This window comes from Brevundimonas sp. P7753 (genome assembly GCF_013386595.1).
GTDB classification, from domain to species: Bacteria; Pseudomonadota; Alphaproteobacteria; order Caulobacterales; family Caulobacteraceae; genus Brevundimonas; species Brevundimonas bullata.
This window is the reverse complement of sequence record NZ_JACARP010000023.1, coordinates 22,201-47,270: the sequence shown is the minus strand read 5'-3', so window position 1 is coordinate 47,270 and position 25,070 is coordinate 22,201. Positions and strand designations below refer to the sequence as shown.

The window sequence follows — 25,070 nt, the reverse complement described above, 5'->3', positions numbered from 1 at the left end:
CGCGAGGGGTTAGCCTTCTGTACCGATTGCAGGAAGGAAGGCCGATATGACCAATGCAGACGACATCTGGCGCGACGTCTTCGTTACGGGCCTCAAGAACGCCCACGCGGTGGAGAATCAGGCCCTGGCCCTGATGGATCGCCAGATCGAGCGGGCCCTGAACTTCACCGAGGTCGCCGACAGGCTGAAAGCCCACCGTCTCGAGACCGAGGGACAGATCGTCCGTCTGGAGAGCTTGCTAGCCGGCTTCGACGAGACGCCGTCCGGGCTGAAGGACGCCGCGCTGTCGCTCGGCGGCAATCTGGCGGCCATCGGCCACAGCTTCGCCGAAGACGAGATTCTGAAGAACGCCTTCGCCAACTACGCCTTCGAGAATTTTGAGGCGGCCTCCTATCGGGCCCTGATCCTGCTGGCCGAGAGCGGAGGCTATGCGGCGGCTTACGACCCTCTCAAGGCCACCCTGGAGGAGGAGCTGCGCATGGCGCGCTGGGTCGACGAAAGCCTGCCCCTGTTGGTTGAGAAGCACCTCGAGTTGAGGCGCGCCGGCGAAAACGCCAGCCGCTGAACTGCCATGTCCACCTCGACATCATTTCCATTGTCATCAAAAGGATGTCTGTCCCATGTTCATGCATAACAAGAAGCTGATGTATACGGTTCGGGTCGCTGAACCCAATCCCGCCCTGGCCACGCTCATGCTGGAACAGTTCGGCGGTCCCCAGGGGGAGCTGGCCGCCGCCATGCGCTACTTCACCCAGGGGCTGGCCGACGAGGACGTGGGTCGCCGCGACCTGCTGATGGATATCGCCACTGAGGAACTGAGCCATCTCGAGATCATCGGCTCCATCGTCGCCATGCTCAATCGCGGGGCAAAGGGCAAGCTCGCGGAAGCCGCCGAGGAAGAGGCGGACCTCTACGCCAGCATGACCTCGGGCGGCGAAAGCCACACGATGTCCATCCTCTACGGCGGCGGCACGGCCCTGATCAACTCCGCCGGCGTGCCTTGGACGGCGGCCTACATCGACTCGATCGGTGATCCGGCCTGCGACCTTCGCTCCAATATCGCGGCTGAATCCCGGGCCAAGATTGTCTATGAACGGCTGATCAACGTCACCGATGATGCGGGCATCAAGGACGCCCTGACCTTCCTCATGACACGGGAAGTCGCCCACCAGAAATCCTTCGAGAAGGCGCTCTACGCCATCCCCGCCAACTTCCCGCCGGGCAAGCTTCCCGGTCATCCTGACTTCGCCGACAAATACTACAACATGTCCCAGGGAGAGGGGGATGCGCGCGGGTCTTGGAACGAGGGCGAGCAGTGGGAGGTCGTCGACGAACGCGAAGCCCAGGCGGCGGTGGACGGCGGCGCGGGCGACGCCTCGGTCAAGCTGTCGCCGGCTGACAAGAAGACGGTTGAGGCCTTCGGGTCCCGCACCCAGTCCGATCCTTCAGCCAATCCAATCACTGGAGCCGATCTCGGCGCTGGTCCTGGCGCCGGGCGCACCACGCCTATGGAGGCTGAGGCCTGACGGGTTCTGGGGAGCCTCGGCAGGCCCAAGCATCCGGCAGCCGCGCAACCGGCGCGCTCCAGGCATCATGAGAGACATGACCGATCAGGTCCGTGTCGCCAGGAGCGCAGGCCGACCGAGGGCGCCTCTGACCGGCGCCGCCTAGGGCGGAGGCTATGATCAGCATCACAGGACCGCCGGGTCGGGATGATGGGGCGACGATGACGCGAGATGAACCAGGTCAAACCGCCTTGCAGATGGGGTGCGGATCTCTGCTCTCTGCGGGCGGGCTCAGCGCAGCCGCGCTTGCCATGGCGGAAGGCGACCCGGCATTGATCATGAATGCATGGGTGGTCATGACCATCGGCATGGCGCTTGTGCTGGACGGGATCGTTCCAGACGAAGACGACAAGGGTCAATAAAGTCTGGGCCGCGGCTGTCGATGCAGCGAATCCGACGGCGTCTGGGTTGGATCTTTTTGGAGCCGGCAAATAGCTGGACGGCGCCCGTCAATGATCAACCTCGTCCAGAATCCCGGGAATCTGGTCCGGCAGCTCAGACGCGAGGAAGCCCAGCGCTCCTAGGCCTGCCGCGAGCCGCCTTCCCGCAGCCGCATGAAGATAGACGCCCCAATGGGCGGCCTGGAGGGGTGAGGCTCCGCGGGCCATGAGTCCGGCGATCAAACCGGCCAGAACATCGCCGGACCCGGAAGTAGCGAGGCCGGCCACTCCGCCGAGGTGCCGCCAGGCCAGGCCGGACGGCGTGGCCACGAAGGTCGCGGCCCCCTTCATAACGACGACGGACCGCAGTCGGCTCGCCGCATCCCGCGCCATGGCGAGAGGGTCGGCGAGCACCGCCTCCCGGGACCGATCCAGCAGTCGGGCCATTTCCCCGGCATGGGGCGTGAGGACGACCCGCCCGTTCGCCAATCGGGAGAAGACCTCGGCTTCTGACGGCGAGGGCAGGGCGGCGGCGTCCACCACGATGGGGAGAAAAGGCCAGGCCTCCATCAGGCTTCGCGCGAACCGGCGCGGGGTTTTCCGCGGCGCCATCCCGGGCCCGACCACCACGGACCCAGCGTGGGCGGCAAGGGCCGCGACGCGTGGACGGGAGGGCAGGGCGATCTCGAGCCGCCGGGTCTCGGGCACGCATAGGATGGCCGCCTCGGGCAGGACGGCGCCGAGAGGGCCCAGAAGTCGCAGGGTCGAGACGACCTGGAGCTTGCCTGCTCCCGCGCGAAGGGCCGCCCGACCTGTAAGCACGGGCGCGCCTGGAACCCCGCCGCCGCCGGCGACCACGAGGACGGCCCCGCGCTCCTCCTTGTCGCTGTTCGGCGAGAGCTTCGGCAGGGGCGTCCCGGCCAGCAGGTCGGCGTCCAGGAGGGCGACAGTCATCGGGCGGCCACCGGGGCGTCGGGCGCTGAGGTGACGGCGGCGCCGGTCTCTCGAAGAGGCGCGGTGAAGTTGTACCGGACCAGTTCCATTCGGGCGCCGTCGGCGGCCAGACGATATTCCGTGACGCCGCAGTTTGCGACGTCGCCGCGGGCGTCGATCGCCAGCACCTCGGCTTCGTCGAGTTGCTCAAGCAGGTAGCGAAGACAGAGAACGACGACCTGGTGGCCGATGATCAGGACCCGCTTGCCGGCGTGGTGCAGGCTGAGGGTGTCAAGGGCGCTCCGAAGCCTCAGGATGACATCGCACCAGCTCTCGCCTCCCGGCGGCCGATGATAGAATTTTCCAAGGAGGCGACGGGCTTCGGCCTGATCCGGAAATAGCTCCGCCACGCCCGAGGCAGTGAGGCGGTCCAGGACGCCGAATTCTCGCTCGCGGAGGCGTTCGTCCTCACACAGGGAGATGGAGACCGCCGCCAAGCCGCCGCCGGCTCTAATCGCTTCAGCGGTTTCACGCGCGCGGCGGTAGGGTGAAGCCAGTACGACTTCCGGACGTTCATGGGCCGGGAGATTCGCGAACCAGGATCCGAGGGCCTCGGCCTGTACAAGACCGTCGGCGCTAAGCGGGACGTCTGCGTCCCGCATCTCGAGTTGGATGCGATCATGACCAGCGGCATGGGCGGCTTCGAGCGCAACGTTTCCGGCGCTTTGCCCGTGGCGAACCAGCCAGAGGGCGAGCGGCCAGTGGGGGACGGTGGTCAAGGCTTGCCTCGCCGTAGATGGGGAACGGGACGCCCGAACGGCGAAGGCCGTACGTCGCCCCGGAGTGGGGGGGCGCAGGGGCCGGTTGGCGGCCTCAAGCCGCCTCCGCAAGCGGAGCGGCCTCCGGAATGGATTCTGCCGCCGACCGGCCGGATTCGCTGATGCTCGGGCGGGACGAGACCGGCGCCGCGGACGTCGTCGTCGTCCTCGCGTGGGGCGGCGGCGACGTGAAGACGTAGAAACCGCGGTCGGCCATGGCGGCGAAAAAATACTGATCGTAGACGCGATCCGCTGACATTGAACTTGAGGGTCTCCCTTCTGATCGTCGGGAGGGCGTAACGAGACGCGCAAGACGGCGTTCCATCGGTCGGGCTTCCGACTTTTCGGTCTGCGCACGGTGATGGATTTCAGTCGTCCGCCGCCCGCTCAAGCGGCGCCTCGGCGCCCGTCATTCGCGGGTCCGGCCGCTTTTCCTGATTTCTCAGAAACCCTGTCAAAGCCGTGCCGATGTAGACAAGGGCCAGAAGCAGAAGGAGAAGGCCAGCGAACTTCAGGAGCCGCCTGGGGTTGCGCAGGACAGCAGGCTTGTCAGCGGATTTCATGGGCGCTCTCTATCCTTCGTGCTGGGCGTTCGAGGGTTCAAGCTCCGGAATGCGCCGCCTGTTCCCCATGTCGCCAATGTGTCGCCGATCCGGCCTTCGGGCGACGTGTCCGGAACGCGTCCGCCGCCGAAGCGCTACCCGGAAGCAGCAGGGCGCCAGACATGTCGGTCTGGCGCGCTCGCCGACACAACCGGGAACCAGATGAGGAATGGATATGAAATTCTATGAGATCGTCGTCGCCGACGCCCATGGCGCCGAGCGCAAGCTGAGGGTTCCTTCTCCGACGGATGTCCAGGCGGCGGACGCCGCCGCCCCCCTGTTGAACAACGGGGACTCCATCCTTTCAATCCGCGAGACGCCTGACGATGGTCTGCAGAGAACAGATGGTCCGCCTCCCAAGACCCAGGCGCAGGAGCTCGCGCCGACCACGCCCGGCATGGCGGCGCGTCGCGATCCTGCGTGATCCCTGACGGTCGCGCCGGCCGCGGGGACGCTCGGAGATGAGACTTCGGATCGGGACGGCGGGCTGGGCCATTCCCGCAGGGGTGAGAGACCGTTTTCCTCTCACGGGCGGCGGACTCGAACGTTACGCTGCCCGCCTCGGCGCCGTAGAGATCAACTCCACCTTCTACCGCCGCCATCGGATCTCGACCTTTGAGCGCTGGGCCGCCGCCACGCCAGCGGACTTTCGGTTCGCCGTAAAGGCGCCCCGCGAAATCACACATCGTCGAAAACTGGAGAATTGCGAAGACCTGCTCGCGGACCTGGCCGCCGATCTCAGGGGGCTGGGCGACCGCCTGGGACCAGTCCTGATCCAGACGCCGCCGGGCCTAGCCTTTGACGAGGCCCGGGCAGAAGCATTTATGGACGCCTTCGAGGCTGTGCTCGAGGCGTCTATCGTGCTGGAGCCACGGCACGCTTCGTGGTTCACGACCTCGGCGGATCTATGGCTCGCCTCTCGCCGGGTCGCGCGCGTCGCGGCCGATCCAGAACCGGCGCCGGGAGCAGGCCTGCCCGGCGGCTCCGGGGCCCATGTCTACTTCCGCTTGCACGGCAGTCCCGACATGTACCGCTCGGCCTATGGGCTCGACCGGCTCAAGGCCATTCTTCAAAGGGTCAGGGCGGCAGGTCCGGCCGGGGCTGAGCGCTGGGCCATCTTCGACAACACCGCCTCGGGTGCGGCGGCGGCGAACGCGCTCGCGCTCGTTCGGATGGCAAGGTCCGCCTAGTCTCCGGTCTGGTCGTGGGGGGCGGCGACCGGCTTGGATTCAGGCGATTCGCGCTGCCGCAGGTAGATCGACAGAACCACCAGGACCGCCGTGGACAGGAACTCGCTCTGCCAGTTCTGGAAGGACTCGAACCAGAGCTGGGGGTCGGCGAGATGGCCGAAGGCCCCCTTGGCCGCTTCGCCATGCTCCAGCGCCTCCTGCGCGGCCGCGCGCGCGCTTTGGGTCCAGTGGAGAATGAAGGAGGCGAGGAAAAGGACCACAAGCGCCAGACCCAGCGACCGGGAATAGACAGCCCGTGCGAAGGCGCCCCAGCGTAAGGGCGCGGGCGCTCCCGCCTTTCCGGCCTGGGCCTCAAGATCGGCGTCGCGGGGCGGAGCCTCGGGGGCGCGGGATTCTGACGAGCCCTTCTGGATCAGGAAGGCGGTGAGGACCACATAGGCCGCCATCTGCAGGAACTCGCTTTCCCAATTCTCGAAGACCGTCGACAGGAAGGCGGCGCTGCCGAGATATTCCATCAGCGTGCCGCCGTCCTGGCCGTGACGCAGGGCGTCCGCCGTCTCCACCCGCCACCCTGTCAGGGCATGGCCCAGAATGCTGGCGGCGAAGAGGAGCAGAAGAACGAGGGTCAGGCCGTTGTCGCGCAAGATCCGCATGATGTCCTCCGGAGGCCCTGATCAAACGTCGTGATACGGTCAAGGCTCTTACTGACGCCGAGGCTCCGTGGAGGCTCCCTGTGTCGGGTAGCGAGCGTGAGAAACAGACAGCTCCGGGAGGGATTGCCCTGTTTCACCGGAAGGACATCGCCCATGAACGCCCAGCAGTCCGGAGCGCTTTCGCTCGCTTCAATCGCCTTGCAGCTGACTCTGCTCGACACCCTCGTGGAGAAGGGGCTTCTTGAGCAGGAGGAGGTGCAGCGCCTCCTGCTCCGGGCGGACGCCAAGGTGGGACAGAGCCCGACCATGGAGGTCACCCGGGGATTTCTCGCTGATCTCCGCCGTGACCTGGGACTTCAGGATGAGTAGGAGCTCCGCCGCCGCTCGGCGGATCGAGACTCCGACGCTCGACTGATCGTTTCGAACGGAGAGCGTCGGCGTCAACCGCGGCGTTCGAGCTTGTGTCGCCTTCCCGACAGTGGCGCGCAGCCCCGCTGCGCCGGGCTCGCCGGGGTCTCGCCACGCCCGGCGGGCCCGGGAGGGAAACCTGCGGGCGCGCCGCGCGCTTCCTCAATCACACCCAAAAGGAGCTAACGACCATGCGCCACGCCTCGATCATCGCCGCTTCAGCCGCCGCTGCGCTTCTTTCCGCCTGCAGTCCGCAGGGGGGGGATGAGGCGGTCGACAAGGCCCAGGACGCGGTTTCGGCTCCGGTGGGTCAGACCTCCGCCGCGACCATGGGGAGCAATATGGTCGGTGCCTATGTCCCGAGCGCCGCTATGGGAGACATGTATGAAATCCAGGCCGCCGACATCGCTCTCGAACGGGCGAAACGGGCTGACGTCAAGGCCTTGGCCCAGATGATCAAGACGGATCACACCGCCGCCAGCGCGGCGTTCAAGGCGGCCGCCTCAACTGCGGCCCCGAACGTGACCCCGCCTGCGGAACTCGATCAGCGGCGCAAGGGGCTGATCGACAACCTGAGGTCCGCCAGCGCTGCCGATTTCGACAAGGTCTACATCGATCAGCAGGTCGCGGCTCATCAGGAGGCGGTGACCCTGCACCGCGGCTTCTCGGACAATGCGGAGGCGCCCGCCCTGGCGACGCACGCGCGCACCGTCCTGCCCAAGATCGAGGCCCATCTGCAGAAGGCCGAGGAAATCCAGAAGTCGATTTCCGGCGAATAGCATGGCCCCCAGGCTGAAGGTCTTTGAATGGTCGGACGGCTTTCATCGTTTCACGGTGGCGGCCCCCTCCCGACCCAAGGCCCTGGCCGCCTGGGGCATGCAGCAGGACATTTTTGCTTCCGGCCTCGCCAGGGAAGCCCCCGAAGCCGAGGACGCCGAGGCGGCTAGGGCGCGGCCTGGAGAGGTCGTCGAGCGGGGGCTGGCGGTCGATGTCGGCAAGGCTGGCCCTCGAGCGGCCCGAACCAAGGCGCGCAAGGGGCCGACGCCCGCCGAGCAGCGTCGGGTTCAGCGCCTCACTGACGAACTAGAGGCGCTCGAGCGGGCTCATGCCGACAGCGCCGAGGCTGTGCGCGGCGAGATGAGGAGCCTTGAAGCCCGGGCCGCGGAAGAGAAGGCGCGGTTTGACCAGGCGCGGACCAAGCTTGTTCGCGACCTCGCCAGGGCGCGCGAGAAACGATGATGGGCGGAGGCGGCCGCCTCCCAGGAACCGGAGAGAACAATGCAGACGCAGCCGAGAAGCACTGACGCGAATATGGCGTCGACAGGATTTCTGAACGACGACGTCCACGACGGGGAGCATGCCTCCTCGTCCATCCAGGCCGTCATGATCAATAGGCCCCGATCCGAGCTCTACGCCTTCTGGCGCGAGTTCCGGAATCTTCCCCTTTTCATGGCCAATGTCCGGTCCGTCAGCAGCGACGGACGCGACTGGGTCATAGCCGGTCCCGGCGGAATGGACGTCGAACTGGAAACCGAGATCGTCGAAGATCGGCCGGGCGAGAAGATCGCCTGGCGCTCTACGGAGGTGGCGGACATCGATCACGAAGGCTGGGTCGAGTTCCGCGACAACGCCTTCGGACGGGGGACCGAGGTTCGCGTCATGATCAGCTATGATCCGCCCGCCGGCGCCGTGGGCAAGCTCGTGGCCAAGGTGATGCAGCGCGAGCCGCGCATCCAGGCCCGACGCGAACTTCGCCGCTTCAAACAGCTGATGGAGACGGGCGAGGTTTCCACCTCCCAAGCTCCCGTCGCCGCGCCCCGCGGCTGATCTTCAAGGACGAATTCCATGCGCGCACTGACCTGGCACGGCAAACACGACGTTCGGGTGGACACGGTCCCCGATCCCGAGATCGTCAATTCTCGGGACGCCATCATCAAGATCACCGCCACCGCCATCTGCGGCTCGGACCTCCACCTCTATGACAGCGTCATCCCGGGCATGCACCGCGGCGATATTCTCGGCCATGAGTTCATGGGCGAGGTCGTCGAGGTGGGGCGGGGAAATACGAGTCTGAAGATCGGGCAGAAGGTGGTGGTGCCTTTCGTCATCGCCTGCGGGCAGTGCTTCTTCTGCGGCAAGGAGCAGTATTCGGCCTGCGACAACTCCAACCCGGCCGACAAATCCGACGCCTCCGAGGTCGCCTACGGCTACCCCGTTGCTGGTCTGTTCGGCTACTCGCACCTGACGGGCGGTTACGCCGGAGGCCAGGCCGAGTATGCGCGCATTCCCTACTCGGATTTCGGTCCCATTGTCGTGCCTGACGGCATCGAAGACGAGCGCGTGCTCTTCCTTTCGGACATCTTCCCCACCGGCTGGATGGCGGCGGAAAACGCCGGTATCGAGCCGGGCGACACGGTGGTGGTCTGGGGCTGCGGCCCGGTCGGCCTGTTCACGATCAAGAGCGCCATCCACATGGGGGCGGCGCGGGTGATCGCCATCGACCACCATCCGCGGCGCCTCGCCCTGGCGAAACAGAACGGAGCCGAGGTGCTCAACTATCATGAGGTCAAGGTGCTTGAGGCGCTCAAGGAGATGACGGCGGGTATCGGACCTGACGCCTGCATCGACGCCGTAGGCATGGAGGCGCACGGTTTCGCTCCGGATAACATTATTGATGCGGTCAAGCAGGAGACCAAACTGGGCACTGATCGCCAGCATGTCCTGCGCGAGGCCATCATGGCCTGCCGCAAGGGGGGGCGCATCTCCATGCCCGGCGTCTATGGCGGGATCGGCGACAAGCTGCCGATCGGCGCCTTCATGCAGAAGGGGCTGACCCTGAAGACGGGGCAGACCCATGTGCAGAAATACCTGCCCAAGCTGCTGGAGCTGGTGATGGACGGTCAGATCGACACGACCGACCTCATCAGCCATCGCCTTCCCCTCGAGGAGGCGGCGACGGCCTACAAGAACTTCCACGACAATCCCAATGAGTGGACCAAGGTCGTCCTCAAACCTTGAGCCGCTTCGGGGGGCGTCCGGCTGGGCGGCGAACAGGACGAAGGCCCGTCTCCGGTGGAGACGGGCCTCGATGGCGGAGCCTTGCGGCTCGACGCGGTCGGATGAAGGCAGGCGGTCGGGCTAGTCCGGGCTCAGGCGACGGGCCCAGCGGGCTTCGTCGCTCGAAGGACCGAGGCGTTTACTGGCGATTGTTGCGTTCATGGCGCTTCTCCTCGCTGGACGCCTGCCTGGTCGAACGCGCCTCGGCCGGATGGCCCTTGTGCACATCCTTCTCGCCTCCGCCGCCCGAGACCTGGCTGCGGGGCGACAGATGATCGGGATCTTCGGCGTCCTTCACTACGGGATCGGGCTGCGGGGCCTGCCGGTTCTGGTGACTTGAGCCCGGGCCGCCCCAGCGGTCGGCGTCCTTGTCTCGGTCCATTGACGTGTCTCCCTTTTGTTGGTCCACGCCTGTCGAACCGTGGGCATGACGCCGTGTTCCTACTGTCCGGCAGCGGGCCCTGGCAGCCTTGGCGGAACCCGTTTCGGTCCCTTGCCTGGGCGGGCGCCCTGGTTGCGTGGTGTGGAGCGGCTGCTGACGGGCAGGATATCAGTTCCGGATTTGTTCTCTTTCTGGTAGGCGTGGCGCATGGACGTCGCCGCGCCTCGCAAGATCATCCATGTGGACATGGACGCCTTCTTCGCCTCGGTGGAGCAGAGGGATGATCCGGCCCTGCGTGGACGGCCGGTGGCCGTAGGTCACGCCGCCTCGCGCGGGGTGGTCGCCGCCGCCAGCTATGAGGCGCGCCGGTACGGGGTGCGCTCGGCCATGCCCTCAAGCACGGCCCTGCGTAAGTGCCCGGACCTGATCTTCACACCGCCCCGGTTCGAGGTCTATCGCGCCGTCTCGGCGCAGATACACGCCATCTTCGCAGACTACACGCCCCTGATCGAACCCCTGTCCCTCGACGAGGCCTATCTCGACGTCACCGCCAATATCCGGGGCTTGTCGACGGCCTCGGCGACGGCGGAGGAGATCCGCGCGCGCATCTTCGAGGAGACCGGTCTGACGGCCTCGGCCGGGGTGTCCTACAACAAGTTCCTGGCCAAGCTGGCCTCGGACCAGCGCAAGCCGAACGGCCAGTTCGTAGTCCCGCCGGGGCGAGGGGAGGCTTTTGTCGAGGCCCTGCCTGTGAAGCGTTTCCATGGCGTCGGGCCGGTGACGGCGGAGAAGATGAACCGCCTGGGCATCGAGACCGGCGCGGACCTGAAGCGTCAGTCCCTGGCCTTCCTGCAGCATCACTTCGGCAAGTCCGGCGCCTGGTACCATGGCGTGGCCCGGGGAGAGGATCTCCGCCCGGTCAATCCAGATCGGGAACGCAAGTCGAGCGGATCGGAGACAACCTTCGCCAGCGACCTGGTCGACCCATCGGAGATCGAAGCCGGGCTGGACGAGATGGCGGACGATGTCTGGGCCTGGTGCGAGAAGGCCGGGTCGCTGGGCCGGACCGTGACGGTCAAGATCAAGTGGGCTGACTTCCAGCAATCGACCCGCAGCCGGTCCTTTGATGAGCCGGTCGCCTCGAAGGCGCGGCTGCGCGAGATCGCCCGCCTGCTGGTGCGATCCCTCTATCCACCGACCCGGGGCGTGCGGCTTGTCGGCGTGACCCTTTCCAATCTGGAGAAGGCGTCGCCGGGAAGGTCGTCAGGGGCGTCTTCGGGCGAATTGGGGCTGTGACGGCCATGCTCCAGGCCGACCTGTTCGGGCACGCGCCTCAACCTGCCGTGCCTCCGGGCTTCGACTATTGGCCGGATGTCCTGTCGGCATTCGAGCAAGCGGCGGTGGTCGAGCAACTGCAGCGGTTGAGCTTCAGGCCCTATGAGCACATGGGCTACCAGGGCTTCCGGCAGATCGCCGCCTTCGGGCGCCGCTATGATCTGGAACGGGGCAGGCTGGAAGCAGCCGATCCCTGGCCGGATTTTCTGAAAGGGCTCCTGGGACGTCTGACCGGACGGCTCGACCTTGATGAAGAGGCCTTCGTCCAGGTCCTCATCAATGAATATGCCCCCGGAGCCGGGATCGGATGGCACCGCGACAGGCCGGTTTACGGGGAGATCTTCGGCGTCTCCTTCCTAGCGCCTTGCGTCATGCGCCTGCGCCAGAGGGCGGACGCGGGATGGCGCCGGTCAGCGGCGCCGCTGGCGCCTGGATCGGCTTATCGTCTGTCCGGAGAAGCGCGCAGAGAGTGGGAGCATTCGATCTCGCCGATGAGGGCCCTGCGATATTCCATCACCTTCAGAACCCTGGCTTGATAGGTGAGCGCGCTTGGCGGGAGACGGCAGGCCCAGTCGCCAGTCCCCAGACTTCGAACGCGCTTGCCGGGCTTCGCCGGCCTACCGCTCATGGGCCAGAAGACCAGGGCGATATGCAGGCCTAATCCTTGCCGCCTGCGATACTGCGCCGCGGCTTAAGGCGCACGTTCTTCGTCACTGTCTTTAGAGAGACCCGCCGCTCCAGGTCGGGACGCGCACGTCCTGAGCGCGCCTGTGTCGGGCTTCCGACACAGGGAGACGACGCCCGGCGAGGGCGCTTCTCGAGGGAGGCGGAACTGGGAGTGATCATTGCCCTATCTGGTCATCTATGAAGTCGGGGAGAAAGACCTCGCCACCTGCGTGTCCGATGACCACGCCGCCCTGCGCCTGGCGGCGTCATTCGAGGCTCAGGGGCTGACAGGGGTCGCCATTCAGGACGCTCGGAGCGGAGAGGTGTTTTCACCCCTGGCCTTCCGTCTTCGATGCGGAGCCGACGCTGAAGGCCTGCAGGTGGAGGGCGAGCGAGGTCTTCAAGCGCGTTGCTAGCCTGCGGCCACGTCCTAACCTCAGGAGAAGGACAGCTCGGCGCGCTCGGCGCCTTGCCGCGCGACAAGGCGCGCTGAGCGGCCTCTTATCCAGAGACGCTCAATCCTGACAGCCTCCCAGCCCGTCGGCAGGGTGATGGGGCGGCGGGCCCAGGACTCCGGCTCGCCGTCGTCCACCACCAGTCCGGTCAGCCCGAAGCAGAGACCGAGAAGCATGCCGCCGAGGTTGGCGAAGAAGGGACCGGCTGCGGGACCCTCGGCTCGATCCTGCCGGTACTCAAGGCACTGGTGAAACCGGGGCCGGTCGTAGGCGGCGAAGCCCTCCTCAAAGAGCCTCAGCGCCAGGTCCCGATCGCCGGCCATGGTCGCCCAGGCGCAGTAGAGAGCAGGGAGCATAGGCGACCCGACATAGTCGGGCCAGAGTTTCAGGTAGAAGGCCAGCGTCTTGCGGCTCAAAGAGGGGGAGGCCGGATAGTCATAGGGGAAGAGGCCGGCGAGGGGGGAGGGGGTCGCGCCCTTTTCCTCGCGGCGGTCATAGTCGTCATGGGCGGCGATGACCCCGTCGGAACGCACCGGCAGATAGAGATCGGCGAGAACCGTCTTCCAGGCGTCGGGCGCGGTCTGTCGCAGGCGCTCGGCGACCCGCAGGGCGCGCCGAAGCACGTCCGCGCCGGCCATGAGGCTGAAGGCGTCGTTGTCCGGAGGCGAGGGCACCTCGGCCGGTCCCATCGAACGCAGAAGCTCAAAGCCGCGGTCTGTCCGGCTCACCCGGCTCGTGAACCAGTCGGCCACCCCGCTGAGCACCGGCCAGGCCTCTTCCTCGAGAAATCGCTGGTCGCCCGTGGCGTCGGCGAAGAGAGAGAAGGCGCGTGCCACATGCAGAGAGACGTGGTCCTCATGATGCGCTGCGTCGCCGGCGCCGGGCGACGCTTCCTGGCCCGTGCCGGGTGCGGCTTCCCAGGGATATTGCAGCCCCTGGCGGTCGGAGAGGCGCGCATTGGCCGCCGCAGCGGGCCGACCCCGACTCCGGAAACCCAGCATGGCGCGGGCCGCGTCCGGCTGCGTGAGGATCAGAGGCGGGAGGCAAAAGGCGTCTACATCCCACATCACATGGCCGTAGTAGTAGTGATAGTCCCGCCAGGTCGCGAGGCCGAAGATCGAGGTGGAGGCCGGCGAAGCGGGGTGGGCGGAGGCGTTCAGATAGTAGTAGGCGGCGTCGACAAGCGCCTGGTGTCGCGCACTCGCGCCGACAATGACGATCCGGCCTTCCCAAATCTCCGCCCAGGCTGCGCGGTTGCAACGTCTCAGGACTTCAAAACCATCCTTGGCCGTCCGCGCCAGGCGCCTGACGGCCTCCTCGTCAGGCCGGGCATGGAGGGCGGAGGGGACCAGGGCCGCCAGCTGCCTGAACCTCGCGGGTCTCCCTGAGGCCAGCCGAATCTCATACTCCGTGCAGAGGGGACCGGCGTCGCTCCAGGTCAGGACCTGGCGCCGGGCGGACGCCGGGGCTTCGGTGCCGAGAGCCAGGCCGCATTGACTGAGCGCTTCGGCCGTTTCCCACAAGAGGCTGCCGTCGCAGACAGGTTCGGGTTCCCCGGGCGTGTCCGTGCGCCGTCGCGCGACCCGTCCGGTCAGTCCGGCGATCGATACGACGGACCGGAACTTCACCTCGCAGGGGCCATCGGCCGCAACCCGGACCTCCTGGGCGACGATCGAGGGGGCCGTGCGGCTGGCGAAGGTCACGACCTCAACCGCAAGGCTCCGCATTCCGACCCGAAAACTGAAGGCGGAGTGGAGCTCGGCGGTCGCGAAGTCGTAGGACTGACGGAGATCGCCGACGGCCCAGGGTTGCTCGCTCATCCAGACGCCGTTGATCGCCAGATCGCCGGACAGCGGATAGGGGGCGGCGGCCGCCGCCTCGATCCCGCGCTCCGGATGGGCGCCGGTCAGGCCGCTGACAAGGACCATGCCGGCGAAGAGGGGGACCTCGCGAACCCTCAGGCCAATCAGGCCGTTGCCGAGATAGGCCGGCAGGTCGCCGTCTCGTGGCCCCGAAACGGCTTCGGGATTCAGCGGCGACGCAGGTCGGTCATCCATTTGGGGGACGCGCCCCAGGCGTTTTTCCTCTGGGTTCTTTTGCTCGCCCCTGACCGGGAGGCGTTTTGAAGATGTCGCCGACTATCGTGGCGTCCGGCCCGTCCGGGCCGGCGCGCCGGCGGGACTCGCGACCCACCCGCATCACGGCTTTGTCGGATTCGGCGGCTTCGGGCTTGCCGCTCGGCGTCGCGGCGTTGCGCGCCCGCCCAAGGGATTGCTCGGATGTCATGACCCTGCTCCTGACCGGCCCCCGCCATACAGACGGTTTCTTGACAGGTTGGTTCCTTTTCATGAGGCCGGGCCGAACCTGTGTCGGGCTCCGGTCTTGGAGCTGCTCCTTTTTCCGGAGGGAGGGGGCGCGTCGTCCTCGCCGCCGTGGGTTATGGCCTAGGTGCGTCCTTGACGAGGATCGTCTGCAGCGAGCGAGCCTCTGATCACCGGCGCGTCCGGTTTGGGATTAGCCGAAAATGACCGCTTCCGGCGCATTGTCGAAGTCGTAGCAGGGAAGAGTCTTGAGCCTCTCGGAACTTCGGCGGCAGCTTTGTTCGTCCGATTTCACACATTGATTCAGCCTCCCGAGCACCCGAAGTGAGGCTTCGAGCGCGCCTTAGCGGGACCTCCGGCCTTCTGGCCGGCGGGACTACAGGACGGAAGAAACACTTCTGGCCCAGCGGCGTTATCGTGACGCGCAGCCAGACTGCTTGGATCCAACCAAAAGGCGAACCAGACAAGGCCATGGCGCGTCAGCGCACGCAGCCGGTATGGAGTCGAGAGTGTCCGATACTGATCTTTCTGACCTGTTGTTCGCGAAGCTCAGCATTCGCCGGGATGTCCCGGCTCGGGCCATCAATCGGCTCTCACAGGCTTTTTCCTCGACACGACGGGTTTCTGCGAAGGAGGATCTGGTCGTAGAGGGCGCTTACGCATCGACGTGCATGTTCCTGACGGCAGGCTTCTGCGCGCGCTACCGCATTTTGGCTGATGGGCGCCGTCAGTTCACCGAGATCTGTATTCCCGGAGATTTTGTAAACCTTGGCTCCTTGCTGAAAAAGCGACAGCCCCAAGGCCTTACCGCCCTCACCGACTGCAGAACGGCTGTCATTTCCCATTCAGCGCTCGACAGGCTGATCCGTGAAGAACCGGAGCTGATGCGCAGCCTCTGGCTGGAAACCCTCGTTGACGGGGCGATCAGCCGCGAATGGGTGCTGTCCCTGGGCGTGCAAAACGCCAAGGAGCGCTTCGCCCGTTTCTTCTGCGAACTCTTCATGAGGATGGAGATCGTGGGGCTGACGGAGGGCGACGGTTTCCGCCTTCCCATGACCCAGACGGAGATGTCGGACATGCTTGGAATGTCCGCAGTGCACGTCAACCGCATCATCGGGGAACTGCGAGAGGAAGGGTTGATCGAAATGTCCGGGGGGAGGGTGCGCCTTCCGGATCTGGAGGCCTTGGCCGCCCTTGGCGAGTTCGAGTCCGCCTATCTGGAGGCGCCCGCCGATCTCTTGCGCGCCATCGCCTAAGGTTACGGACGGGCCACGACCCCCGCGTCTCAAGGCTGCCCTTTGTCGATGCCTTGACAAAGAGCGTGGGCCGCTCGACCGGGGTGGCGAGCAAGCTGTTTCTGGAGCTGCCGACGAGCTCGCCATTCCTGATGGCCAACCCAGCGACCGAGCCCGCCGCGCAGCGAAGGAGGCTCAGCGGGTGCGGCAAACTCCGCTTAAGGATGGAAGCCGACATAGGAACTCAAGCGATCGCCGCCTGTTTCAAGACGGGATGAAGGACTTGTGCAACTCCCGCTGGATTCGATGGGCGACGGTCCTGGGCTTCGCCCTTGGCGGGTTCTTTGACGGCATCCTGCTCCATCAAATTCTTCAATGGCATCACCTTCTCAGTCTGGTGCCGGACGTCTCCAGCCTCCGCTTTCAAGTGCTTTGGGACGGCTATTTCCACGCCCTCATGTATGCGATCGCGGCCCTCGGCCTCTGGGGGCTGTGGCGGGCGCGCAATGAGGGGACAGGGCCGTGGGGGCTTCAAACCCTCGGAGCGATTCTGTTAGGCTTCGGCGTCTGGCACTTTGTGGACAGCGTGCTCTCTCACTGGATCCTCGGCATACACCGCGTAAAACTGGACAGCCCCAGCCCGTTGATGTGGGATCTGATCTGGTTCTTCGCCTTCGCCCTGGTTCCCATGTTGCTTGGAGCCCTGCTGCTGAGGCGAAAGCGGGGATTGTCGCCCGTGAACCCTGCGACCCTGACAGTTCTGTTGCTCGGGCTGGTCAGCACGGGGGCGGGAGTGTGGGCATTTCAGCCGCCGTCAGATCAGCCGGAGTTCACAACGGTGGTTTTCCAACCCGGGGCCGGACCAGAAACGGCGGTCAGAGCGATGGCGGCGACGGATGCCCGGCTGGTCTGGTCGGACGCGGAAATGTCGGTCGTGGTTTTCAGACTCGATCCCTCCCGAAGGTGGTCCCTGTATCGACACGGGGCGGTGCTGGTCAGCGGCTCGGGCCTGCCTGCCGGATGCTTCGACTGGAGCCGGGCGTGACCTATCTGAACAACCACGATGGCAGCGGGTTCGACACGCCAGCGAAGCATCGAACGTTTCGCTGTCGAACGCCGAGCCCGATGCAACGGTTAAAGCGGGCCTGAACGCGAGGGATGAGACCTCGTTTGAGGGAAGTAGTTCCGCTGCGCGCTGGCCCGCAAGCAGGGGTCTATTTCTCAGAAATGAGCTTCGCCGTGGCGACCTCGGGCCGCGGCCCTGCTTCTCAAGGCGCGGTCGTCTCGGGTCGTCGGTCGGCGGCGTCGAACCGACGACCCGGCATGTCCAGTGAGAGTATGCTGGGTTTCAACGCTTGTCCTGCCACCGGCAGGATAGGTAGAGATTTGAGTCCCGGCGACGACCATCGACCGATCAGGCGTCCGGGCCTGACGAGAGAGGCGCGCCGAACGGTTCGTAATCGATCCTGCCGAACAAGGACTGGTCCGACGCCGGCTCGCGGGACGTCTCCACGGAGCCGACCGCGCGGTCGCCGTCGAAGACGTAGCCGGTCCGTCCGCCGAAATGAAGCGCTCTGGCCTCCTGCATCGCTGTGCCGTCTTCGACGGCTTTCAACAGCGTCATTTCGACATCATGCTGAGCGTCGCCTTCAATGAAACAGAAGTAGATCATGACCAGTCCCTGGCGTTTCTGGCCGGAACCCGTCCCGGACTGGACGCGGCCCGTCTCGGCGGAGGTTCAGCGGGCAAGGCGACGACCGGCTTCGGCGCGAGGCTCATCGATCTGCAACGCCCGGGCGAAAGGCGCCAGCTGCCAAAGACCCGAAATCCCCACAAGAATGTAGACGCCGCGAGCGGCTGCGGAGCCGTCGCCGAAAAGGGCGGAAACGAGATTGAGATCGAAGGCGCCCACAAGACCCCAGTTCACCGCGCCGATGATGACCAGAAGAAGGGTGACGAGATTGACGACTTTCATTGTCTTTCCTCCGTACGATGCCGGTCAATCGGGCGGGCCCCCTCCTTGTTCCGCTGAGACCGGTATCGGTCAGAGGTGCAGGGCCGCCGTCTCTTTCGGCCCGTCCTTTCGGGACGTTCGGTCCATCGCTCAGCCCGACTGAACCCGTCAGCGTGGTGATGGATTGTTCTCGTGGAGACGTAGCGAACGCGAGGCGCAGCACCATGAACCAGAGGCGTGACAGGTCCGGACCCCGCAACAGGAAGCGCATAACGGCGGATCAGCCCGGCCCGAACGCTCCAGGGACGATCGGTCAAGCATGCGAGGTGCTCGACGATCTGGCCGACGAACTGCTGATCGACGGTCAGGAGGAGGTGTTTTCCCGCACTGAGGTCGAGAGCGGATGTTTTGAACACCACGTGGGCGAAGAGCGGGCCGTTCCAGTGTCGCCTTCCCGACCTACGACCCCCGAATAGGAACCACGGGTCGCGTCATGGATTCAGATCGCATGCCCCACCCCCTTCAGGAAAAGGACGCCCAATGGCGTCGTCGCGGCCATGGCGCCAGGCCGATCTTTGATCCCGGCACGGCTCCCGCCGGCGCCGATGAAGAGGCCGGTGGCGCGCGTTCGGTCGTCCCTGCCGAAGAGGGACCAGGCGATCCTCTCCCGACGGAGCCTGTATTCCAGCCCGGAGGGCCGCGCCTCACGCCGAGCTTCTGGTACGGATGCGCGGCAGCAGTCGGCCTCTTGATGCTGGTGCTCGGCCTCTTGAGCCTGTGAGCGGTCGTTCCACAACAGCACGAGGCGTCGATTGGGACGCGTTCGCCGGGCGGAATTCCGCGCCCGCTCCAAGATGAAGAGGACGAACATGCCCCACACTCCCCATGAAGCCTCGGCGCGGGCCGTTCGAAACAACCGACCGGTCCAGGCTCAGTACGTCCGCCAGGGGCGAAGAGGCGCGCGCATCATGGCGGTCCTCCTGGGAGGGCTGCTGCTGACGGCCGTCGGTTTCGCCCTGGTTTGGGCCTTCTGGGCGGGACCTTTCGCCGCCGCGCCCGTCGATAACGGGGCGCAGGTCGAAGACGCCGCCGCCTTTCAGGATGAGGCCACCACGACGTCCATGGATGCAACCGGCCGCTCGGACGATCGCGGGACCTCGGATGGCGCTCCGGGGGTCGACGCCGCCCCTTCGTCACGCTGACTTCGGAAGCGCGCAAGCTTCAGGGCAAGATGCTGAGCTTCATATTCGAGTCCGACGCGGGGCCTGAGGGTGGAAGGTTCAGGTGGGAGTCGAGCCTTGCCTCGATGCAGGAGGCCCGGGTCGAGGCGGTTCGCACCTTGGGCGAACTTCTTCGGGATGACGGACCCGGCTTTTGGATTTCGCGCGAGGCGCGGATGACCGTTTTTTCAAGCAGAGGCGAGATCCTGTTCCAGCTGGTCGTGAGCGTGGCGGCGTCGCCGGCCGTCGCCGCGATTGCGCAGAACCCACGACAAGAGGACCCGGACGCCTGTCGCAAGGCCTTGTGGGAAATGCGGGAGATCGCCGCCGCCGCCGCCCTTCAGGACAGTCCCATGACCGATCAGGAAGCGTTGCACACGCTCGCGGCCATTGCGGCCTGGGTGCAGTCGGAGGCGCCGACCGACAGCGCAGCCTGCGGGACTGTGATTGATCTCCTGGTTGATCTCACGGCCGGCGTCGATATCGACGCTCTGGACGACGCTCAGGCCCTCACGCTGTTTCGCCGGATTGAGAACGGCCTGTCCTTCTGACCTGGGCCGTTGGCCGGTTGCTTCAGGGTGCGATCTCGATCCAGGTCGGAGCGTGGTCGCTTGATCGGTCCCAACCTCTGACCTCGTGATCGACGCTGGAGGCGCGGAGGCGATCAACGAGCGACGGGCTGACGAGAAGATGGTCGATGCGGAGTCCCGCGTTGCGGGCGTAGGCGTTCCGGAAGTAATCCCAGAAGGTGAAAAGGATTTCCTGCGGGTGGTGCAGGCGCAGGGCGTCTGTCCATCCCTGGTCGAGAAGGCGGCTGAAGACGTGGCGCGCCTCGGGACGAAAGAGGGCGTCGTCTGTCCAGCGCTCTGGCTTGTAGACGTCCGCCGGGGTCGGGATGATGTTGTAGTCGCCCGCCAGGACCACCGGAGCACCGGTCTTAATCAGCCCGGCGGCATGAGCGATGAAGGCTTCCGCCCAGGCGAGCTTGTACTCAAACCGAGGACCGGGCGCGGGATTCCCGTTGGGCAGATAGAGACAACCCACCAGGACGCCGTTGATCGCAGCCTCGATATAACGGCTCTGGTTTGGGTCAGGGTCGCCCGGGAGGCCCCGGCGGGTCGCATGGATGGCGGCGTCCCTCGCCAGGATGGCGACCCCGTTCCAGCTCTTCTGACCGAGCCAGATCGCTTCATATCCGACGTCGCCCAGGGCCTTTGCAGGGAAGTCGCCGTGTTGCGCCTTAAGCTCCTGCAGACAGACGACCTCCGGGCGGGTTGCCTTCAGCCATCGGAGCAGAACGGGCAACCGGCCGTTGATCCCGTTGACGTTATAGGTGGCGATCCTCATCGCGGACCTGTCCGGTAAGGTGAGGTCCGGCGACCCGCGTCAGACGCAAGAACCGTTCGAGCAATAGGCGGAAAGACCATGGTGTTTAAAGGCGGCCGCCGCGAAAGTCGTTCCGCGGACGCCTGGCCGGCGTCGCCTCATGAACCTGCGTCTGGCGGAGCTGAAGCCTTGATGTCCACGCGCCAGATCTCGCGGCCGTCGGCGTTCAGAACGACCAGGCCAAAGCTGATAGGCCTCTGACCGGGCGAAGACTGTTCAGCGAGCAATTCAGCGGCGAAACGAACCCCTTCGCGATAGGCGACGGCGTCCGTGGCGGCCGCGTTGTCGAGGACGAATTCCTTGTCCGGTTGCGTGACGATATATCTGTAGAGCGCCTTCATGGGCCTCTATACGCAGGACCGGGGAGATCGGATGAACCCGCGGGTCAGACGTCGGCACGGCGGGCTGATCGCCTGGTTCGACCGCGCGAAAGAACCGACGATCCGAGCAGGACAGCTCTGATGCACCCGCTCGGCGTCCCCGACATGTATTGCGCAGGTGAACTGATCTTGCGTGCGGACGCCCGGCCGTCCGCCTCCCGGCTGGCGGTTTAGGGTCGCCGACCGCAGCAACAGATTTCACAGCGGCGGGCGTTCCATCAACCCGTCTCGTGCGAGCTCTGAGGGTCACCTTAATTGTCGGCCGCCAGATCGCTCTCATGCGCCGGGCGTGATCTGTCATTCACCTCTCAACGAGAGCTCGCCGGAATGAAGGGCGTCCGTATCAGCATGAAGATAGTCAGGATCGAAAAAGGAGAAGTTCCTGAGGGCCTCGAGTTCGTGAATGATGAGTCTGCGGTTTCGCAGACTGACGAGACCCCTGCCCCTCAGGTCCTGGAGGGAACGGTTGACGTGAACGGCGGACAGGCCAAGCAGATCAGCCAGCTCCGACTGGGTCAAAGGGAACTCACATGAGGCGCCCTCGGCCAACCCCACCAGGGCCTGACGAAGATGCAACTCGCAGAGAAGATGACCGAGACGCTCCGAAGCGGTGCGCCTGCCGAGGCTGACGGCATGCTCCCGTTCGATCGCGATCGTCACGAGCAGATCCCACCACAGAGCCTGCTCGATCCGGGGGCTGGCGCTCGCCGCAGCCCGGATCGCGTCAGGATTTACCTGGGCGAGGGTGACCTGGGTGACGGCGCCTATGGAGTGATCGGCGAAGTCGGGCAAGATGCCGAAGGGTTCGGCGAGGTCTCCGGGAAGCAGAATGGACAGGATCTGGCGCTGGCCGTTCCCAAGATCCCGATAGGTGCAGGCCCAGCCCTCTAGCACGAGGGTCAGGAAGCGCGGCGTCGCGCCTTCGCGAATGATATCGCCGCGGGCGTGGACCAGACGCACGCCCTCGTAAAGGGCACGTAATGACCTCTCGTCGTCCTCATCGATCCAGGCGCCATGCCTGAGTTTGCGCACCAGGAAATCCAGAGCAAGCCCCCGAATTAAGACCGCGATGGCGACAGGAACTGGCCGCTCGAAACGAGTGTGCCTCCCTTGATCAGCAAGCAAAACGTCTCGCTGACCGGGTTTGGTTCCGCGCTGCCTCGCCTGAAGATCGTCTAAGCCTTTGCCGATTTGCGAGGCCGCGGCGCGGGGTTCGGGCCGAACTTGTCGAGGACCTTGACCGCGCGGCGTGAAGTTCGGCGGTCTGGCGAGGCCTGACAAGGAAGCCGATGCCGGTCGCCAGCAGCTTCCAAGCGGTCTGTCATGATGGGCCCCGCGTCGCCCTCCGTCACAGGCTCGCTGACAACTCTTCCCGTGTTTCTCAGGGCGTCGAGCTTGAGACGGCTTCAAAACTATTCCTTCGCTCCATGCTTCATTGAGACCTTATGTCGAATAGGCGTCTCATCCGGCTCCGTCGCGAAGGCGGGAGCGTCTGGGACGCTAGGATCGCCAGCCCGGGGACCATTGTCCCTGAAACGCCACTTCATGAAGAGCACGCCCGACGCCATGGCCAGGGCGCAGGCGTTTGCGATCGTCACGGGCCAGGCCTGGGTCATGACGCCGTAGATCACCCAGAGGACGAAGCAGGTGACGGTCAGTCCATAGGTCTTCAGGCTCACGGCCGAGGCGTCCTTCTCCTTCCAGATCTTGACGCCCTGGGGCGCGAAGCTGGTGACGGAGCAGACGGCGGCGGCCGAGCCGACGATGTTGGCGAGAAGTTCACTCATACGGCCGCAACGTCAGGCGCTTTATGCTGTTCCTTGGGTTCGGGCGCGTGCGCCGGCAGTGTCGCCTCAGTAGGCGGCAACGCGTCATCGCCCGGTTCTTTGGCTCCGGAGCGTGACCTGCGCCTGCTCGCGCAGCCAGTTGTGCGCCCGGGTGGCCGCCACAGCGCCGTGGCCCATGGCCACGCTGACCTGATCCAGGCCTTCGACGAGGTCTCCCGCGGCGAAGACGCCTGCCGCCCGACTGTCGAGAATGGAGTCGGACGTCACGCAGCCGTCCTCCGTGAGGCGGAGCCCGAGCTGTTCCGCCAGGATTGAACGCGGGCGACACCCCAAGGCCGGGTAGATGACGTCGAAGGTCAACGGCGCGCCCCTGTCCAGACGAACGATGATGTGATCAGCGCCGGGTTCGAGAGCGAGAAGGGCGCCTGTCTCCAACCGGATCCCCGCATCGATCAGGGCCCGCGCCTCGGCGGAGGAGATGTCGGGACGGTTGAGCGGCATCAAGGTGATGTCGCTGGAATATCCGCGCAGGAAGAGGGCTTCAGCGGCGCCATTGGTGTCGCAGCCGATCACGCCTATCCGTTTGCCAATGTGTTCATATCCGTCGCAGACGGGGCAGTAGCGCAGCACCCCCGCCCGGATCGCCGCCTCATGGGCGGCTTCCGGCAGATCGACCTGATTGAGATCCACGCCTGTCGCCAGGATGACGCCGCGACTCACGCGCGTCGAACCGTCTCCGAGGTGAAGGCGAAATCCGCCAGTCACGGCCTTTATGGCGGTGACCTCAGCCTCTTGGATGGCCGCGCCATACTGAACGGCGTGGCGCGTCATGCGTGCGATGAGGTCCGGGCCGCGAACGCCTTCCGGGAATCCGGGAGCGTTGTGCGTAAGAGGAATGCGTAGAGCTCGGCTCTTGCCGTCATGCAGCACGAGCACATTCCGGCGAAATCGCGCCAGATAGAGGGCTGCGGTCAAGCCTGCGGGCCCGGCGCCGACGATGGCGACATCGGGGTCAGCGGTCAGTTCTGTTTCTGCGGCCATGGGTTCGCTTCGTGGTGACGTTCCGTGCGAACAGATGAAGGAGCGCGCCGTTCCGTCTTCTTTTTTTGACGAATGACCTGAGGTTCGCGTCTCACCTTGGCGGCGGCGAACGGAGCGGCCTCAGGCGGCGCTGTGCGTCAACAACCCGAGCCGGTGACTCAAAGGCGCGATCGCGATTTCTTCGCCTAAGAACCGAAGGCGATAGAGAGCGCGACGGGGGCAAGCCTGAGATCCCGCCGCCGTCATGGGACGGGTCTGCGCAGCGGAACGCGCCGTGCGGCGAGGGCATTAGATCAGCATGTTAGCGCGCCGCCTGACGTCGCGCGCCTCCTCACAAGGTTGACCCGATGACCGATCGCCTCGCCATGCAGGATCCCCGCAGCCAGTACCCCCGACCGCCTTTTCCCCGCCAGCCCCAGCCCGAGCCGGGGCTGGCGGGCCGCATGAGCCCCAGGCCGGATCACGGCGAAGCCAGCTATGTCGGCCATGGTCGGCTAAAGGGGCGCAAGGCCCTGATCACGGGCGGCGATTCCGGCATAGGGCGGGCGATCGCCATCGCCTTCGCCCGCGAGGGCGCAGACGTGGCGATCGGCTATCTTTCGTCCGAGGAGGCGGACGCCAGGGAGGTGATCGCCCTGATCGAGAAAGCCGGGGTCAGGGCTCTGGCGTTGCCGGGCGACATCCGCGACGAGGCCTGGAACGCGACCATGGTCGAGCGGGTCGTCGAGGCCTTCGGCGGACTGGATATTCTCATCGTCAACGCTGGACATCAACAATACCGAGAAGACGTGTCTAAGGTCTCGACAGAGGATTTCGACGCGACGATGAAAACCAACCTCTACGGGCTGCACTGGCTGTGTCAGGCTGCGGCGCCGCACCTGCCTCCGGGGGCGTCCATCATCACCACCGCCTCGATACAGGCCTATGAGCCGTCGGACATCCTGCTGGACTACGCCACGACCAAGGCTGGCATCGTCGCTTACACCAAGGCCCTGGCCAAACAGATGATCGACAAGGGCGTGCGTGTGAACGCCGTAGCGCCCGGGCCCTTCTGGACCGCGCTGCAGCCCAGCGGCGGCCAGCCGCAGGAGAAGGTCGAGCAGTTCGGCGCCCATAGCGCCTTCGGCCGTCCGGGACAGCCCGTGGAGATCGCCCCTGTCTATGTGCTGCTGGCCTCACAGGAGGCCAGTTTCGTCACGGGAGAGGTCTGGGGCGTCACCGGCGGGGCGGGGGTCGGCTGAGACGTCCCCAAGCCGGGTCATCGACAGAGAGGAACAGCAAGGCTGGGTGGACGTTGGCTCC

At 65.7% G+C, this 25,070-nt stretch carries 30 protein-coding genes and 1 pseudogene; 17 read left to right on the top strand and 14 right to left on the bottom strand.

What is annotated here, in order from left to right; translation table 11 throughout:
* Positions 1-46: 46 nt before the first annotated feature.
* The 3 genes from HX774_RS05310 (at position 47) to HX774_RS05300 (ending at position 1,927) form a co-directional block, all read left to right on the top strand.
* Entirely contained in the window at positions 47-565 is a 519-nt protein-coding gene (locus tag HX774_RS05310) for a ferritin-like domain-containing protein (RefSeq protein ID WP_178824889.1), read from the top strand.
* A gap of 55 nt (positions 566-620) precedes the next feature.
* A complete protein-coding gene (locus HX774_RS05305; RefSeq protein ID WP_178824887.1) occupies positions 621-1,526 on the top strand; it encodes a manganese catalase family protein in 906 nt (301 codons plus the stop codon).
* Between the two features lie 155 nt (positions 1,527-1,681).
* On the top strand, positions 1,682-1,927 hold the full coding sequence (locus tag HX774_RS05300; RefSeq protein ID WP_178824885.1) for a hypothetical protein: 246 nt from the start codon (positions 1,682-1,684) through the stop codon (positions 1,925-1,927).
* Positions 1,928-2,014: 87 nt separating this feature from the next.
* Here HX774_RS05300 and HX774_RS05295 read toward each other — a convergent pair whose 3' ends face one another.
* The 3 genes from HX774_RS05295 to HX774_RS05285 all read right to left on the bottom strand — a co-directional run bounded on the left by HX774_RS05295 (position 2,015) and on the right by HX774_RS05285 (position 4,259).
* Positions 2,015-2,899, bottom strand: a complete 885-nt coding sequence (locus tag HX774_RS05295; protein ID WP_178824883.1) for an NAD(P)H-hydrate dehydratase — start codon at positions 2,897-2,899, stop codon at positions 2,015-2,017.
* Positions 2,896-3,657: a histidine phosphatase family protein gene (locus HX774_RS05290; RefSeq protein WP_178824881.1), complete on the bottom strand. Its 762-nt coding sequence runs from the start codon at positions 3,655-3,657 to the stop codon at positions 2,896-2,898. Before HX774_RS05290 ends, HX774_RS05295 begins: the two co-directional genes overlap by 4 nt.
* A gap of 407 nt (positions 3,658-4,064) precedes the next feature.
* Positions 4,065-4,259: a hypothetical protein gene (locus HX774_RS05285; protein ID WP_178824879.1), complete on the bottom strand. Its 195-nt coding sequence runs from the start codon at positions 4,257-4,259 to the stop codon at positions 4,065-4,067.
* Positions 4,260-4,473: 214 nt separating this feature from the next.
* Between HX774_RS05285 and HX774_RS05280 the strand changes: the two genes are divergently transcribed.
* Both HX774_RS05280 and HX774_RS05275 read left to right on the top strand, forming a co-directional pair.
* Positions 4,474-4,722, top strand: a complete 249-nt coding sequence (locus tag HX774_RS05280; protein ID WP_178824877.1) for a hypothetical protein — start codon at positions 4,474-4,476, stop codon at positions 4,720-4,722.
* Between the two features lie 37 nt (positions 4,723-4,759).
* Positions 4,760-5,488, top strand: a complete 729-nt coding sequence (locus tag HX774_RS05275; RefSeq protein ID WP_178824875.1) for a DUF72 domain-containing protein — start codon at positions 4,760-4,762, stop codon at positions 5,486-5,488.
* On the opposite strand, the gene HX774_RS05270 is transcribed toward HX774_RS05275, so the two are convergent.
* On the bottom strand, positions 5,485-6,141 hold the full coding sequence (locus HX774_RS05270; protein WP_178824873.1) for a DUF6766 family protein: 657 nt from the start codon (positions 6,139-6,141) through the stop codon (positions 5,485-5,487). The genes HX774_RS05275 and HX774_RS05270 overlap by 4 nt on opposite strands.
* A gap of 153 nt (positions 6,142-6,294) precedes the next feature.
* On the opposite strand from HX774_RS05270, the gene HX774_RS05265 reads away from it, so the two are divergent.
* The 5 genes from HX774_RS05265 to HX774_RS05245 all read left to right on the top strand — a co-directional run bounded on the left by HX774_RS05265 (position 6,295) and on the right by HX774_RS05245 (position 9,567).
* Complete coding sequence (locus HX774_RS05265) at positions 6,295-6,510, top strand: hypothetical protein (RefSeq protein WP_178824871.1); 216 nt, start codon at positions 6,295-6,297, stop codon at positions 6,508-6,510.
* A 230-nt stretch (positions 6,511-6,740) separates the two neighbouring features.
* On the top strand, positions 6,741-7,328 hold the full coding sequence (locus tag HX774_RS05260; RefSeq protein ID WP_178824869.1) for a DUF4142 domain-containing protein: 588 nt from the start codon (positions 6,741-6,743) through the stop codon (positions 7,326-7,328).
* 1 nt (position 7,329) lies between these two features.
* Positions 7,330-7,788 (top strand): hypothetical protein, encoded by a 459-nt coding sequence (locus tag HX774_RS05255; RefSeq protein ID WP_178824867.1) that lies wholly within the window; start codon positions 7,330-7,332, stop codon positions 7,786-7,788.
* 72 nt (positions 7,789-7,860) lie between these two features.
* A complete protein-coding gene (locus tag HX774_RS05250; protein ID WP_255500084.1) occupies positions 7,861-8,376 on the top strand; it encodes an SRPBCC family protein in 516 nt (171 codons plus the stop codon).
* An 18-nt stretch (positions 8,377-8,394) separates the two neighbouring features.
* The gene (locus tag HX774_RS05245; RefSeq protein WP_178824863.1) at positions 8,395-9,567 is read left to right on the top strand and encodes a zinc-dependent alcohol dehydrogenase; all 1,173 of its coding nucleotides are present in this window, start codon (positions 8,395-8,397) and stop codon (positions 9,565-9,567) included.
* 178 nt (positions 9,568-9,745) lie between these two features.
* On the opposite strand, the gene HX774_RS05240 is transcribed toward HX774_RS05245, so the two are convergent.
* A complete protein-coding gene (locus tag HX774_RS05240) occupies positions 9,746-9,988 on the bottom strand; it encodes a hypothetical protein (protein ID WP_178824799.1) in 243 nt (80 codons plus the stop codon).
* A 207-nt stretch (positions 9,989-10,195) separates the two neighbouring features.
* Here HX774_RS05240 and dinB point away from each other — a divergent pair, with 207 nt between their 5' ends.
* Positions 10,196-11,284, top strand: coding sequence for a DNA polymerase IV (gene dinB, locus HX774_RS05235; protein WP_178824861.1), 1,089 nt, complete (start codon positions 10,196-10,198; stop codon positions 11,282-11,284).
* Positions 11,285-11,289: 5 nt separating this feature from the next.
* On the top strand, positions 11,290-11,859 hold the full coding sequence (locus HX774_RS05230) for an alpha-ketoglutarate-dependent dioxygenase AlkB (RefSeq protein ID WP_178824981.1): 570 nt from the start codon (positions 11,290-11,292) through the stop codon (positions 11,857-11,859).
* 566 nt (positions 11,860-12,425) lie between these two features.
* On the opposite strand, the gene HX774_RS05225 is transcribed toward HX774_RS05230, so the two are convergent.
* A complete protein-coding gene (locus HX774_RS05225; RefSeq protein ID WP_178824859.1) occupies positions 12,426-14,501 on the bottom strand; it encodes a glycoside hydrolase family 65 protein in 2,076 nt (691 codons plus the stop codon).
* Positions 14,502-15,274: 773 nt separating this feature from the next.
* Here HX774_RS05225 and HX774_RS05220 point away from each other — a divergent pair.
* Complete coding sequence (locus tag HX774_RS05220; protein WP_178824857.1) at positions 15,275-16,021, top strand: Crp/Fnr family transcriptional regulator; 747 nt, start codon at positions 15,275-15,277, stop codon at positions 16,019-16,021.
* 253 nt (positions 16,022-16,274) lie between these two features.
* A complete protein-coding gene (locus HX774_RS05215; RefSeq protein ID WP_178824856.1) occupies positions 16,275-17,045 on the top strand; it encodes a DUF2243 domain-containing protein in 771 nt (256 codons plus the stop codon).
* A 369-nt stretch (positions 17,046-17,414) separates the two neighbouring features.
* Here HX774_RS05215 and HX774_RS05210 read toward each other — a convergent pair whose 3' ends face one another.
* The 3 genes from HX774_RS05210 to HX774_RS05200 all read right to left on the bottom strand — a co-directional run bounded on the left by HX774_RS05210 (position 17,415) and on the right by HX774_RS05200 (position 18,825).
* Positions 17,415-17,672 carry a hypothetical protein gene (locus HX774_RS05210; protein ID WP_178824854.1) on the bottom strand — a complete coding sequence of 86 codons (258 nt, stop codon included), beginning with the start codon at positions 17,670-17,672 and terminating at the stop codon, positions 17,415-17,417.
* Positions 17,673-17,738: 66 nt separating this feature from the next.
* Positions 17,739-17,975, bottom strand: coding sequence for a DUF378 domain-containing protein (locus HX774_RS05205; protein ID WP_178824852.1), 237 nt, complete (start codon positions 17,973-17,975; stop codon positions 17,739-17,741).
* Positions 17,976-18,453: 478 nt separating this feature from the next.
* A complete protein-coding gene (locus HX774_RS05200; RefSeq protein WP_178824850.1) occupies positions 18,454-18,825 on the bottom strand; it encodes a hypothetical protein in 372 nt (123 codons plus the stop codon).
* Between the two features lie 97 nt (positions 18,826-18,922).
* Here HX774_RS05200 and HX774_RS05195 point away from each other — a divergent pair, with 97 nt between their 5' ends.
* Together HX774_RS05195 and HX774_RS05190 are read left to right on the top strand one after the other, a co-directional pair.
* Positions 18,923-19,156 (top strand): hypothetical protein, encoded by a 234-nt coding sequence (locus HX774_RS05195; RefSeq protein WP_178824848.1) that lies wholly within the window; start codon positions 18,923-18,925, stop codon positions 19,154-19,156.
* Between the two features lie 194 nt (positions 19,157-19,350).
* A complete protein-coding gene (locus tag HX774_RS05190) occupies positions 19,351-19,725 on the top strand; it encodes a hypothetical protein (RefSeq protein ID WP_178824846.1) in 375 nt (124 codons plus the stop codon).
* Between the two features lie 22 nt (positions 19,726-19,747).
* Here the strand turns inward: HX774_RS05190 and xth are convergent, their stop codons facing one another.
* From xth to HX774_RS05165, 5 genes and pseudogenes are all read right to left on the bottom strand, one after another.
* The gene (gene xth / locus HX774_RS05185; protein ID WP_178824844.1) at positions 19,748-20,521 is read right to left on the bottom strand and encodes an exodeoxyribonuclease III; all 774 of its coding nucleotides are present in this window, start codon (positions 20,519-20,521) and stop codon (positions 19,748-19,750) included.
* A gap of 137 nt (positions 20,522-20,658) precedes the next feature.
* Positions 20,659-20,901 (bottom strand): hypothetical protein, encoded by a 243-nt coding sequence (locus HX774_RS05180; RefSeq protein ID WP_178824842.1) that lies wholly within the window; start codon positions 20,899-20,901, stop codon positions 20,659-20,661.
* Between the two features lie 336 nt (positions 20,902-21,237).
* Positions 21,238-21,972, bottom strand: a complete 735-nt coding sequence (locus tag HX774_RS05175) for a Crp/Fnr family transcriptional regulator (protein WP_370523343.1) — start codon at positions 21,970-21,972, stop codon at positions 21,238-21,240.
* A 485-nt stretch (positions 21,973-22,457) separates the two neighbouring features.
* Positions 22,458-22,727: pseudogene (locus HX774_RS05170) on the bottom strand (SemiSWEET family sugar transporter); the annotation flags it as partial.
* Positions 22,728-22,811: 84 nt separating this feature from the next.
* Positions 22,812-23,768: an NAD(P)/FAD-dependent oxidoreductase gene (locus HX774_RS05165; RefSeq protein ID WP_255500079.1), complete on the bottom strand. Its 957-nt coding sequence runs from the start codon at positions 23,766-23,768 to the stop codon at positions 22,812-22,814.
* 347 nt (positions 23,769-24,115) lie between these two features.
* On the opposite strand from HX774_RS05165, the gene HX774_RS05160 reads away from it, so the two are divergent.
* Complete coding sequence (locus tag HX774_RS05160; RefSeq protein ID WP_178824837.1) at positions 24,116-25,009, top strand: SDR family oxidoreductase; 894 nt, start codon at positions 24,116-24,118, stop codon at positions 25,007-25,009.
* Positions 25,010-25,070 lie beyond the last annotated feature (61 nt).